Here is a 13,052-nt window from a genome sequence, read left to right on the forward strand (position 1 = left end):
GCCCGCTTGTTTCATAGCGGCGCGGTTGCTTTCGGAAAGCACAATTCCGCCACCGGTTGCGATAACCCCGAAACCGGGTTTTTCACACATTGCGACAAGCGCTTCGGACTCCAGTTTTCTGAACTCCGCCTCTCCACGCAAGGAAATTATGTCGTCCACGCTTGCGGACTCGCGAGCACTTATGAAAGCGTCCAAATCGCAAAATTGCGCACCGATTTTCCCGGCTAAAATGGAGCCAACGGTTGTTTTTCCCGCACCCATAAAGCCGGTAAGAAAGATTTTTTCAGGAGGTTTTTTCACCGCCAAAACCAATCAGCCTCTCAACGTATTTTGCTACAATATCACACTCAAAATTCACTTTGCTTTCCGCCGACAAAGACGAAAAAGTCGTGTGAAAAAGAGTGTGCGGGATTATGTTGACCGAAAACCTGTTGCCGTCCACATCGTTGACCGTCAGGCTCACACCGTTGAGCGCGATACAGCCCTTGGGAGCGACATATTTCATAAAACCCGGCGGCAGTGAAACAATAAACTCCACCGACTCTCCGCGCTCTGCGGTTGACTCAATTTCCCCGACGCCGTCTATGTGCCCGGTTACGATATGCCCGCCCATCAACCCGTCCGGAGAAACAGACTTTTCAAGATTTACAACCGCCCCCTGCGCCACTTCGCCAAGTGTGGTTTTTGACAAAGTTTCATTGGACGCCTGAACAAAAAAAGCCCCGTTTTCAACCGAAACAACTGTCAAACAGACACCGTTTACGGCGAGACTTTCACCGATTTGCATGGAGCCCGTGTCAAATTTTGAGGGAGTTATGCCAATTAAGGTTTCGCCCTGCGGACGAACAAGACTGACCTCTCCCGTATCTTCAACTATTCCCGTGAACACCGTGCCGTCTCTTCACAAACAAATTTACCATAAGCGCCGCCGTGCCGACAGTTATGAACATGTCCGCGGCGTTGAACGCGGGCCAGCGTAGCGTTTCGCTTCCGAACCAGTGAAATTCCAAAAAATCAGTCACATACCCCAACGCAAACCTGTCAATGGAGTTTCCAATCGCCCCGCCGAGAATAAAACCGATGAAGATTCCCCTTCTGTCGCCGTGCCTTAAAAACAGAAACGCGAAAACAAATGCGGCAACAAGCGCTCCGCCGTAAAGCGCGGCGCGGGACGCGCCCTCAAGGTCTCTCAGCATTCCGAACGCTATGCCGGAATTCCTATAATGAACGATGTCAAGAAATGACGCCGCCGCAACGGACGAGCCCGGAATCAGAGTTTCGGAAACAACCGCTTTTGAAACCCTGTCGCAGAGAACAACAAGAAAAACAACTGCGAAAAACTGCCATCTTTTCCGTAGCATCAAAAGTCCCGCCTTTCATGAAAAAGGCACACGGAATTAACGCAATAACGTTTTCCGGTCGGTTCGGGTCCGTCGTTGAAAACATGTCCGAGATGCGCTCCGCATCTGCCGCAGACAATTTCGATTCTCGTCATCCCGTACAAACGGTCTTCCCTGTAATCCACCGCATCGGGTGAAATCGAGCGCCAGAAACTGGGCCACCCCGTGTGGGAATCGTATTTATGTTCGGATGAAAACAGCGTGAGGCCGCAACTTGAGCATTTGTAAATTCCTTTTTTGTAGAAACTGTTGTATTTGCCCGTATATGGAAATTCCGTCCCGCCCTTCCTGCATACCTTGAACCGTTTTGGCGAAAGAACCGAGCGCCAGTAATCTTCAGTTGTGGATTTCCAGTCAAAACGGTCTGCGTTAATGCCGTCAAGATGGGAGGGATACTCCTCGCTCGCGTCGGCGTCGCAAACGATGAAAGCAAACACAAGCGCGCAAGCCGCAAAACCCCGCGCCAACACCGAAGCGCGCCTGCTCAATCTATGGCGGTTATCACTAATTCCCGCATTCCCCCCGGAGCCATTACTTTGACTTCGTCGTCAAGTTCCCTGCCTACAAGGGCTTTGCCTATGGGCGAGGTTATGGAAATAAGTCCGCTGTCAGGATCGGTCTCGTCGGGACCGACGAGCTGATATTTTTTCGCCTCTCCGGTTTCAATGTCTTCAACGGTAACGGTGAGGCCGAAAACAACCTTGTCTTTGTTCTTAATCTGAACGGGGTCAATGATCTCGGCGAGCCCGATTTTCGATTCAACGTCCTTTATTCTGCCCTCAATCATTGACTGCTTGTCTTTTGCCGCCTCATACTCGGCGTTCTCAGACAAATCGCCCAGACTGCGCGCGTATTCAAGCTGCTTTATCACTTCCGGCCGTTCAACATTCTTGAGGTGAACAAGCTCTTCTTTGAGCCTCTCATAACCGCCCGGCGTTATTGGAATTCTGTCACTCATATTTCTAAATCCACAGAGTAGTAAATTAAAAGAATTATAAATGAAAAAAAGAGTCAGTGTTATGCCGGATGGAGAAGATTTGCGATTTCGTCAATTCTCAAAATCCTGCAACGCGCTCACGGTGAAGCTTTTGTCTGACATCTCCTCTATGGCTCCGACCGCCGCGCACGCGCCCTCAATGGTTGTGAAATACGGAACCCCGTGCACAAGCGAAGTGCGCCTGATGGAAAACGATTGAAGAACCTGTTCTTTGTCCGTTGTGGTGTTAATTACCAGATGAACATTCTTGTTTTTCAGAAGGTCAACGATGTTGGGTCTTCCCTCTTTGACCTTTTTGACCGTTTTGCACTCAACTCCCGCGCCGGACAAAAACCGCGCTGTCCCCGCGGTGGCAACGACCTCAAAATCCGCCGTGGCGAGCCTGCGCGCCATGTCAACCGTGGTGTCCGTTTTGTCTTCGTCTCTCACGCTTATAAAAGCCGTTCCTGAAACCGGAAGCGGATTGCCCGCGGCAATCTGCGATTTGGCAAAAGCCATATTCATATTGGCGTCCATTCCCATAACCTCGCCCGTTGATTTCATTTCGGGACCGAGAATCGTATCCACTCCGGCAAAGCGCAGGAACGGAAAAACCGACTCTTTCACGCAAAACACCCGCGGCTCAACCTCTTTTGTGAAACCTATCTCTTCAAGTGTCATTCCGGTCATGATGTGGGTTGCCACCTTGGCAAGCGGCACGCCTATGGCTTTGCTGATGAAAGGCACGGTTCTGCTCGCTCTGGGGTTCACCTCAATTATGAAAACCTCTCCGTCACGAACGGCAAACTGCACATTCAAAAGACCGCGAACATCAAGCGCGAGCGCAAGCGCCTTTGTCTGTGCGATGATTTTATCAACCGTCTTTTTCTCCATTGAAACCGGAGGCGTTATCATCGCGCTGTCACCTGAATGAACTCCCGCCTCCTCTATGTGCTCCATCACCGCCCCGACCACAACGGTTTTGCCGTCGCAAACGGCGTCAACATCAACCTCGCCCGAATTCTTCATAAACTCATCTATGAGTATTGGACGGTTGGGCGAGACCCTGACGGCTTCGTTGATGTAGCGCACAAGGTCGCCCTCTTTGTAAACAATCTCCATCGCCCTGCCGCCCAGAACGTATGACGGGCGCACGACAACGGGATAACCGATTGAGTTCGCGCTGATAACCGCCTCTTCCGCGCTTCTTGCTATGGCTCCTCCGGGTTGCTTCAACCCCAATTCGGACACAAGTTTGTTGAACCTTTCCCTGTCTTCGGCAAGGTCTATACTGTCGGGCGAAGTGCCGAGAATTTTAACGCCGCGCTCTTCAAGCGGAATGGCAAGATTGAGGGGCGTCTGCCCGCCGAAATTGACGATTACGCCTTCGGGTTTCTCCCTGTCCACTATCGCAAGCACGTCTTCAAGGGTCAGCGGCTCAAAGTAAAGGAGGTCGGAAGTGTCGTAATCCGTACTGACGGTTTCGGGATTGCAGTTGACCATAATTGTCTCATACCCGCGCTCTTTGGCGGCAAACGCCGCATGAACACAGCAGTAATCAAACTCTATGCCCTGCCCTATTCTGTTGGGCCCGCTGCCGAGAATCATAATTTTCCTATTGTCCGTAACGGGCGCTTCACTATGCGGGTCGTATGATGAATACAGATATGGCGTGTAGGACTCAAACTCCGCCGCGCAGGTGTCAACCATCTTGTATGAGGGAACGATTCCCGCTTCGTGCCGCCGCATGCGTATTTCGTCTTCATCGGAAGCCGTGAGTGAGGCGATGGCAAAGTCTGAAAAACCCATTTCTTTTGAGCGCCTGAGAACTTCGGGCGGCATATCCGCGCCGTGGCTTTTGATAATTTTCTCCTGCTCAACTATCTGAGATATGTTGCGCAGAAACCAGGGGTCTATCGTGGTAAGCCGGTGAATCTCGTCTTCGTCAAAGCCAAGCCTGAAAGCGTCCGCAACGAACCAAACTCTGTCGGGGCCCGGAATGCTCAGTTTCTGCCTGACAAATTCGGGGTCGTCCGAAATCTGTTCAAGAAAAGAGCGGTCTGTTTCAAGAGACCTGATGGCTTTGTTGAAAGACTCCTTGAAAGTTCTTCCAATCGCCATCGCTTCGCCGACCGATTTCATCTGAGTTGTCAGCAGAGACGGGGTTTCGGGAAATTTCTCAAATGCGAAGCGCGGAATTTTGACGACAACATAGTCTATTGTGGGCTCAAACGAGGCGGGCGTGTAGCGCGTTATGTCGTTTGAGATTTCATCAAGCGTGTAACCCACGGCAAGTTTTGCCGCGATTTTCGCTATCGGGAAACCGGTTGCTTTTGAAGCGAGCGCGGAACTGCGCGAAACTCGCGGATTCATCTCAATTACAACAAATTCACCGTTTTCGGGGTTAACGGCAAACTGTATGTTTGAGCCGCCCGTCTCAACACCTATCTCCCTTATAATCGCGACGGACGCGTCCCTGAGGCGTTGATACTCTTTGTCCGTCAGGGTTTGCGCAGGCGCGACCGTTATGCTGTCCCCCGTGTGAACGCCCATCGGGTCAAGATTTTCAATTGAGCATATAATCACCACGTTATCTCTCATGTCCCGCATGACTTCAAGCTCAAACTCTTTCCATCCGAGAACCGACTGCTCAATCAAAATCTCCCCTATCGGGCTGGAATCCAGCCCCGCCTCAACGTAAAGCGGAAATTCCTCTTTGTTATACGCGATGCCGCCACCGCTGCCGCCAAGCGTGAAAGAAGAGCGGATAATCGCGGGAAATCCGATTTTGCCAACAACTTTCCACGCCTCTTCAACGGTTCGCGCAGGCCCGCTTTCAGGCAGGCGGAGCCCTATTTTCAGCATCGCCTCCTTAAACTGTTCCCTGCTTTCGGCTTTTTTTATCGCTTCAGGATTAGCTCCGATGAGGCGGACGCCGAATTTTTCAAGCGTTCCGTTTTCGGCAAGGCTCACGGCGGTATTTAGTGCCGTTTGCCCTCCGAGTGTTGGCAAAAGAGCGTCCGGACGTTCTTTTTCAATGATTTTTGCAACCGTTTCGGGCTCAATCGGCTCTATGTAGGTTCTGTCCGCAACTGCGGGGTCCGTCATAATGGTCGCGGGGTTGCTGTTGACAAGAATTGTCTTGTATCCCTCTTTTTTGAGCTCTTTGCACGCCTGGGTACCGGAGTAGTCAAACTCACACGCCTGCCCGATAATTATGGGGCCCGACCCAATCAGCAAAATGCTTTCAATATCTGTTCGTTTAGGCATGGAAATTCAGTCTCAATTTATACCGAACAAACCACACCGCCGCAACCGCTCACAAACCACCGGAAGATGAAAAACATACCACCTGACGCATGAAGAAACACATTACACGGTTAACCAAACGAGTTAACAAAACCACAATTAGATATGACGTTAGCAATATATGCTAATATATTCATATTGTTGTAGAATTTAATATCTCAAGGGAATTACAATTCTCCGTAAAAGAGGTAAAAAAGGCTATTGTTTGTGTCAAAATCAGCACAAAATACAGCGCGTAAAACCTCTTTCAAGGTTTTTTTAACAGCACGAAGATTTGCCGGTTTGAGAGGTTGAATCGGGAGCCGGATTTCCGCAATCCGCGAACAGTCCGAGGTGGCGGCTCATGTCTCCGAAAAAGTCAAAATATTTTCTGAAGCGGGTCTGTTCCAGCATCAGAAAAGTGTTCGCGCAGACTGGAAAAACCCTGCCCTTCTCAAATCTGTGCCCGTTGTCCAGGTCAAAGTGGGACGGGTAACCGTCAATTCCGCCTTTATAGCGTACCGCCTGTCCGTAGTCTTCACAGGCGTCTTCAAGACCGTCAACCTTGAAAAGCCTGTGAGTTACGGAAGTAAAATTTACATCGCCTACGAGCGATAACACCTTTTCATCAGTAGTTTCTATGGAATTTGACGCGGCAATCCTGCAATCGGGAAATCCTGCGGATGCGGCTATGCGGCGAAAATCACCCGTGTAGAGAGCTCCACCGAGACATTCGCCATAGAGAACCGGGTCTCGGGCAATTTCGGGGTCAATGCGTCTGTCTGCGTAAACATCGCTGAAATAAAACTCCCCGCCCGGCTTCAGAGCGCGGTAAATCTGCCTCAAAACGGCGTTTTTGTCGGGAGAGAGGTTCACCACGCAGTTGGAAACGGCGATATCAAACTCTCCCTTCCCTATTCCGGCATCTTCGAGCAGTTCCATGTATCCTTTTTTGAAAACCACATTCGGTTTTTCATAGCCAAAAACTTCGGTTTGGTAGTCAATATGACGGTTCGCAACTTCCAACTGCTCATCGGTCATGTCAATGCCGACAACCGAGCCGCTCTCTCCCACAAGTTTTGAAAGAATAAAAGCGTCACGCCCGGAACCGGAGCCGAGGTCAAGAACCCTCATTCCTTCAAGCACGGGCGGAATAACCGAGCCGCAACCGTAGGATCTTGAGACGACCTCTTCATGAATCTGTGAAGCAACTCCGGCAATTTCGGGGTCCGGCTCGGCACAACAACAAGCGTTTGTCTTCAAATCAGTGGACGATTTGAGAACTTTGCCGTAATACCGTTTAACCATCTCAAGTGTTTTTTGCACTTCATTCGCTTCCATTGACATATTCTCCCCTATGCCTCTTCGCTGTAAATCTCACCACCGCGCTCTTTGAACTCTTCGGCTTTTTCCTTCAATCCCCTTTTGACCGCTTCGCTCTCCGTAACGCCCTCTTTTTCGGCATAGTCGCGGATTTGCCGGGTAATTTCCATTGAGCAGAACTTGGGCCCGCACATTGAGCAGAAATGCGCGCTTTTCGCGTTATCGGACGGCAGTGTCTCATCGTGGTATTTGCGCGCCGTATCGGGGTCAAGCGACAGGTTGAACTGGTCATTCCAGCGAAAATCAAAACGCGCCTTGCTAAGCGCGTCATCTCTTTCCTGCGCGCGTGGGTGCCCCTTGGCAAGGTCGGCGGCATGAGCGGCGATTTTATAGGCGATTACGCCTTCCTTAACATCCTGTTTGTTTGGAAGCCCCAAATGCTCTTTGGGCGTAACATAGCAAAGCATCGCCGCGCCGTGGCGCCCGATTTCCGCCGCGCCGATTGCCGAAGTTATGTGGTCGTAGGCGGGAGCAATATCGGTCGTGAGGGGGCCGAGCGTATAGAACGGAGCGTCAGAGCAAATCTCAATCTCCTTGTCAACGTTCTCTTTTATCAAATGCATCGGAACATGTCCGGGACCCTCTATCATCACCTGCACATCGTTTTCCCACGCCGTTTTTGTGAGCTCGCCAAGGGTTTCAAGTTCGGCGAATTGCGCTTTGTCATTGGCATCCGCAATTGAACCCGGTCTGAGCCCGTCTCCGAGGGAGAAAGCAACATCGTAAACCCTCATTATTTCGCATATTTCCTCAAACCGCTCGTAAAGAAAGTTTTCCCTGTGGTGCGCGAGGCACCATTTCGCCATTATTGAGCCGCCGCGCGAAACAATGCCCGTAAGGCGCCCTGCGGTCAGCGGAATGTACCGGAGCAGAACTCCGGCGTGAATTGTGAAATAGTCAACGCCCTGCTCCGCCTGCTCAATCAAAGTGTCTTTGAAAACGTCCCATGTCAGCTCTTCGGGTTTGCCCGAAACCTTTTCAAGCGCCTGATATACGGGAACCGTGCCCACGGGAACCGGCGAGTTTCTTATTATCCATTCCCTTGTCTGATGAATCCTGTCGCCCGTGGAAAGATCCATTATTGTGTCCGCGCCCCATCTGCAAGACCACACCGCCTTTTCAACCTCCTCTTCTATGCTCGAAGTAACCGCGGAATTGCCGATATTGGCATTCACCTTTACAAGGAATTTGCGCCCGATGACCATTGGCTCGGATTCGGGATGGTTGATGTTGCTCGGAATTATCGCCCTTCCGCGCGCAATCTCATCGCGCACAAATTCGGGCGGCTTGCCCTCCCTTATCGCGGCGTATTCCATTTCAGAGGTGATGATTCCGCGCCGCGCGTAACTCATCTGGGTTACGCAGGAGCCCGGTTTCGCCCTCAAGGGTTTTTTTGCAGAACCTAAAACCTCTTTTGGCGCGGCATCTTCGGGGCCGCATGAGCAGGACGAACTGAAAGCGGCGAGAATCTCAACATCACCCCTGTCTTTTATCCATTCAGTCCTCACGGGCTTGAGCCCCGCACGCACATCTATTTTTTCATCGGGGTCGGTGTAGGGGCCGCTTGTGTCATAAATAACAACGGGAGGATTGGGAACGCCGCCGGTCTCTTCAAGTTCAACGCGCCTCATCGCGACACGGACGCCATTGTGCAATTCTCCTTCAATATAAATCTTCTTTGAAGCGGGAAAGGGACGGTGGTCAACAGTTCCGCCGTTTTGTTGGTTGCCGGGCATTCAAAAAGCGCCTTGTGAAGGAGCAGTCATTGTGAAAGAGCAGTATAACACAAACGCGGGGTTTTTGAGAAAAGCAGTGTAGAATTCCACCCGCGATGAACCGAACAACCGTGCTTGGAATAGAGTCGTCGTGCGATGAAACTTCGGCGGCGGTGGTAAGGGACGGCAAAGATGTTCTTTCAAACATTGTTTGGTCTCAAATTTCAACTCATAAACCGTTCGGCGGCGTTGTTCCCGAAATCGCTTCGCGCCGGCACCTTGAAGCGATCATTCCGGTTCTGGAAGACGCGCTTGATTCCGCAGGCGTGGCGCTTGATGAAATTGACGCCATTGCGGCTACTCAGGGTCCCGGGTTGCTGGGCTGTCTTATGATAGGGCTGACTGCGGCAAAATCGTTGTGCGCGGCGCTCGGGCTTCCTCTTGTCGCGGTTGATCATTTGCAAGCGCATGCGGCTGCGGCTGCAATAGAGCGGGATGTGGAGTTTCCGTTTATAGCCCTTGTGGTGTCGGGCGGGCATACATCTCTTTACCTTGTCAGAAATGCCGTGGAGTTTGAAATTCTCGGCGCAACCCGCGATGACGCGGCGGGAGAGGCGTTTGACAAAGCGGCGAAAGTGCTGGGGCTGGGGTATCCGGGCGGAGCGGAAATAGACCGCGTGGCAAAAAGCGGCGACCGGAGCAAAATAAGATTCCCCCGCCCGCTTTCCGGGCAGGACACGCTATGGTTCAGTTTCAGCGGGCTCAAAACCTCGCTTGTTCGTTCGGTTGAGAAAAACGGCGCGCCCTCCGAAGCGGATTTGCCGGACGTCTGCGCCGGTTATCAGGAAGCGATTGTTGACACGCTAATTGAAAAATCCCTCCTCGCCTCGGAAAAAACCGGAATTAAAAACTTCGTAATAACGGGCGGGGTTGCCTGCAATTCGCGACTCAGGGAAAAATCCTCGGAGATTTTCAAAGAGCGGAAAATCAAACTCGCCATTCCGTCTCCGTCCCTATGCACGGACAACGCGGCGATGATTGCCGCACTGGGTTTTTACAAACTGAAAAAAGGGCAAACCGCGAGTCTTGATGTCGCCGCGTTTTCCACTTCACGGGTTAAAATACGGCGTGGAAAAACGAAGTTTTAATCCGTCCGCAAAACAACCCCTTCGCGCCTTGGATCGGCCCCGCCCCGAACGCCGTCCGGCGTAAATTCAATACCGTGAAGTCCGCTTTCAAGTTCGGTGATTCTTACCTTGTGTCCGAGTTTCTCAAGAGCGGGCGCGAGACTCTCCGCTTCGGTGCCCGTTTCAATCTCCGTTTCCCCGTTGCGGTTAACATAGTGCCCGAGGGAAACGGCTTTTTGAATATCCAACCCCCAATCCAGAACCGCCACAATGGTTTGGGTTACGTAGCTTATTATACGGCTTCCGCCCGGAGAGCCGATTATAAGAACAAGTTCCCCGTTACGGTCAAAAACCATCATCGGAGACATTGAACTGCGGGGTCTTTTGCCGGGCTCCACGCGGTTGGCAATCGGGCACCCGTTTTGGCCGAATTCGGAGAATGAAAAATCGGTAAGTTGATTGTTAAGCAAAAATCCGCCCGCCATCACTCCGGAGCCAAAAGCCCTCTCTATGCTTGAAGTCATTGAAACCGCGTTGCCCCATTCGTCAACAACGGAGATATGGGTTGTTGAAGGAAGTTCGGACGCGCCGCCCTCCGGGCGCGCCCGGCATCCCGCGATTCCGGAAAACATTTTGCCTTTTTCCGCCCGCTCATCTATCAGCAGCGAACGCCGTTTGAGGTATTTAGAATCCGTCAATTTTTCCACGGGAACCGGGTGAAAATCGGGGTCGGCAATGTGAACGTCCCTGTCAGCGTAAGCGAGCCGCGATGCCTGAGTAAAAAGGTGCGCCGCCCGCGCCGACATCGGATGCAAAGACCCCATATTAAACCGTTCAAGCATTTTCAAGATTTGAATAACGGTCAGCCCACCTGAAGTCGGCGGACCCATTCCGCAAACAAGGTATGAGCGGTATGAACCGCAAACAGGATTTCTGGAAACGGCTTTGTATCGACGAAGGTCTGAAACAGAAAGAAAACCGCCGGCATCGCGGACTTTTTCCGCAATTTCATGCGCCAAACGCCCGCGATGGAAAGTGCGCGCGCCTTTTTTCGCCACGGCCTCAAAACTTTCCGCCAGATTGGGATTTTTCAAAACCGAACCCGAAGCAACGGATTTCCCCGAAGGCCGGAAGAAATATGAACGCGCCGCAGAATATTTGGCGAGACCGCTTCGCCGGTTTTTTTCAATCATGGCGCTAAGCCGCGGAGAGACTGCAAAACCGTTTTTTGAAAGATTGATTGCCTGCTCAAAAAGAGCCGCCCATTTCAGATTGCCGTGTTTTCGGTGCGCCTTTTCAAGCATCGCAATCAGTCCGGGAGCGCCGACCGATTTTCCGCTTGCGGCGGCTTCGTCCCATGCCACCGGTTTGCCTTCCCGGACAAACAACCCGCCCGAAATGGCGAACGGAGCGGTTTCCCTTCCGTCAAAAGTTGTGAGTTTCCCCGCGATGCCGTCCCAGTGAAGCATAAAACCGCCCCCTCCAATACCTGAAGACTGAGGCTCAACAAGGTTCAAAACCATCTGCGCGGATATGGCCGCGTCAACGGCGGAGCCGCCTTTGCGAAGAATTTCCACCGCCGCACGGGCGGCGTAAGGGTTTGCCGCGCTCACAATTCCCGCCGCCGAAACTGCGGAAGGCGTTTGAAAGAAAAAAACCGTTAAAACAAAGCAAGTTGTCGCAAATACACGGAGTATGTCAGTCCTCATAATCAACGACCCGCCTGTCGGTTGCCGTTCCTTTCAAAAACTCAGCCACTTTGACATGGTCCGGATGCTTCTGGTAGGCGGCAAGCGCGGCGGAGTCCTCAAACTCCGAATACAGAACGATGTCCGAGGCGTTTTCCGAAGTGTTGAAATTTAACCCGGCTTCAATCTTCACGATTTGCGGTATTTTCTCCGCGAGTCCCTCAAGCATATTTTTGAGTGCGGAAGCGTTTTTTTCCGCGTCTTTGAGCCGCCACATAACTACATGTTTAAGCATTTTCGTCTCCTTTGTATTTTGATTTTCCCGATTTTACCAGCAACCACAAACGCCGTTTCGTCCTCCTGCCCCATGAGGGCAGAATAAAAACAAAATCGCCGCTCATAACCACGCCGGAAGTTTCGCGGACGGTAAAATCAATTTTCCCATCGCCGCCCTTATTCATAACAACCCGTCCCTTCTCAACCAAATCCGCTGCGGAATCAAACGGTCGCGTAATCCCCGCCTCATCGGGCTTAACCTCCACTGCAAGCCGTTTTTTCGCCGCTTCAAAGGGATCAAGAAAAGGCACAATCCACCCCCTTGAACCGATGATGAGAACAAAATGCGGCTTTTCCGCATCTTTTTTATAAAGAAAAAACCCTTCCGTTTTTTTATAAGGAGGCATTTTTAATCAAAATTATCACAAGCCCTTTCAGGGTAAGCAAAGGGTCTGTGGCGGAAAAAGTTTCGCATCGGTCTGAAAAAAGCCCGGAAAATCCGCCGGTGGCAAAAACCCGCGGCGCGGCATCCATCTTGGATGAGAGGGACCTCACCATCGCGTCAACCATCAGGGCATAACCGAACATTGTTCCGGACTTGATACAGTCTTGAGTGTTTGAGCCCATAACCGAATGCGGAAACTCGGCGGGAACAACCGGAAGCGCGGGCGCATCAAGCGGAAGCGCTTTACGGAATGACTCAAATCCCGCCGCGATTGCGCCGCCCAGATAGCCCCCTTCGGAAGAAACGCAATCAAAAGTTGTGGCAGTTCCGAGGTCAACGGCTATGCATGCGCCGCAGGTCAAAGAGAACAGAGCCGCGGCGTTGGCAAGACGGTCAATTCCAAGTTCACCCGGGTTTTCATAGACGATTTCAAGGCCCGTTTCCATCTCGCAATCCGCCATGAGCGGTTTTAAACCGAAAGCGCTTTCAACCGCCTTTGCCGCCGAGAGTGAAAAACGGCTTTCCGCGACCGAACCGACAACCGCGGCTTGCGGAACCGCGCCGAAACTGTCAGCCAGAACGCCCGCGAGCGTATCCGAGCGCTCAAGCGGGACCTCAACATGCCCCTCAACGCGCCATTTATCCAACGGCGCATCGCAGTTGCCGAACATCGCCGCGTCCGCACTTGTGTTGCCGACATCAACCGCCAGCAAATTATTTACGCTGCTTTTATCCACTTGCAAAACCGTATAGA

The 13,052-nt window shown here is 51.8% G+C and carries 13 protein-coding genes; 1 reads left to right on the forward strand and 12 read right to left on the reverse strand.

Annotation, left to right across the window (positions count from 1 at the left end; translation table 11 throughout):
- From ACY430_RS02055 to thiC, 8 genes are all read right to left on the reverse strand, one after another.
- Positions 1-300 (reverse strand): shikimate kinase (locus ACY430_RS02055; protein ID WP_462137462.1); only part of this gene is annotated, 300 nt, incomplete at its 3' end.
- The gene (locus ACY430_RS02060) at positions 284-889 is read right to left on the reverse strand and encodes a riboflavin synthase (protein WP_462137246.1); all 606 of its coding nucleotides are present in this window, start codon (positions 887-889) and stop codon (positions 284-286) included. The genes ACY430_RS02055 and ACY430_RS02060, both read right to left, overlap by 17 nt.
- Positions 870-1,361, reverse strand: a complete 492-nt coding sequence (lspA, locus tag ACY430_RS02065; protein WP_462137463.1) for a signal peptidase II — start codon at positions 1,359-1,361, stop codon at positions 870-872. Before lspA ends, ACY430_RS02060 begins: the two co-directional genes overlap by 20 nt.
- The gene (msrB, locus tag ACY430_RS02070; protein ID WP_462137247.1) at positions 1,361-1,888 is read right to left on the reverse strand and encodes a peptide-methionine (R)-S-oxide reductase MsrB; all 528 of its coding nucleotides are present in this window, start codon (positions 1,886-1,888) and stop codon (positions 1,361-1,363) included. Before msrB ends, lspA begins: the two co-directional genes overlap by 1 nt.
- Positions 1,885-2,358 carry a transcription elongation factor GreA gene (gene greA, locus ACY430_RS02075; RefSeq protein ID WP_462137248.1) on the reverse strand — a complete coding sequence of 158 codons (474 nt, stop codon included), beginning with the start codon at positions 2,356-2,358 and terminating at the stop codon, positions 1,885-1,887. Before greA ends, msrB begins: the two co-directional genes overlap by 4 nt.
- 90 nt (positions 2,359-2,448) lie before the next feature.
- On the reverse strand, positions 2,449-5,646 hold the full coding sequence (carB, locus tag ACY430_RS02080) for a carbamoyl-phosphate synthase large subunit (RefSeq protein WP_462137249.1): 3,198 nt from the start codon (positions 5,644-5,646) through the stop codon (positions 2,449-2,451).
- 297 nt (positions 5,647-5,943) lie between these two features.
- Entirely contained in the window at positions 5,944-7,005 is a 1,062-nt protein-coding gene (locus ACY430_RS02085) for a methyltransferase domain-containing protein (RefSeq protein ID WP_462137250.1), read from the reverse strand.
- Positions 7,006-7,019: 14 nt separating this feature from the next.
- Positions 7,020-8,783 carry a phosphomethylpyrimidine synthase ThiC gene (thiC, locus tag ACY430_RS02090; protein ID WP_462137251.1) on the reverse strand — a complete coding sequence of 588 codons (1,764 nt, stop codon included), beginning with the start codon at positions 8,781-8,783 and terminating at the stop codon, positions 7,020-7,022.
- A 95-nt stretch (positions 8,784-8,878) separates the two neighbouring features.
- Here thiC and tsaD point away from each other — a divergent pair, with 95 nt between their 5' ends.
- On the forward strand, positions 8,879-9,910 hold the full coding sequence (gene tsaD / locus ACY430_RS02095) for a tRNA (adenosine(37)-N6)-threonylcarbamoyltransferase complex transferase subunit TsaD (RefSeq protein WP_462137252.1): 1,032 nt from the start codon (positions 8,879-8,881) through the stop codon (positions 9,908-9,910).
- On the opposite strand, the gene ggt is transcribed toward tsaD, so the two are convergent.
- The 4 genes from ggt to ACY430_RS02115 are packed head-to-tail and all read right to left on the reverse strand — an operon-like array spanning position 9,907 to position 13,035.
- Positions 9,907-11,598, reverse strand: a complete 1,692-nt coding sequence (gene ggt / locus ACY430_RS02100) for a gamma-glutamyltransferase (protein WP_462137253.1) — start codon at positions 11,596-11,598, stop codon at positions 9,907-9,909. The two genes, tsaD and ggt, sit on opposite strands and share 4 nt — an antisense overlap.
- On the reverse strand, positions 11,588-11,872 hold the full coding sequence (locus ACY430_RS02105) for a Dabb family protein (RefSeq protein ID WP_462137254.1): 285 nt from the start codon (positions 11,870-11,872) through the stop codon (positions 11,588-11,590). Before ACY430_RS02105 ends, ggt begins: the two co-directional genes overlap by 11 nt.
- Positions 11,865-12,260: a hypothetical protein gene (locus ACY430_RS02110; protein WP_462137255.1), complete on the reverse strand. Its 396-nt coding sequence runs from the start codon at positions 12,258-12,260 to the stop codon at positions 11,865-11,867. Before ACY430_RS02110 ends, ACY430_RS02105 begins: the two co-directional genes overlap by 8 nt.
- The gene (locus ACY430_RS02115; RefSeq protein WP_462137256.1) at positions 12,247-13,035 is read right to left on the reverse strand and encodes a type III pantothenate kinase; all 789 of its coding nucleotides are present in this window, start codon (positions 13,033-13,035) and stop codon (positions 12,247-12,249) included. Before ACY430_RS02115 ends, ACY430_RS02110 begins: the two co-directional genes overlap by 14 nt.
- Positions 13,036-13,052: the final 17 nt, after the last annotated feature.

The sequence above is a fragment of the Candidatus Mycalebacterium sp. genome, from assembly GCF_977828045.1.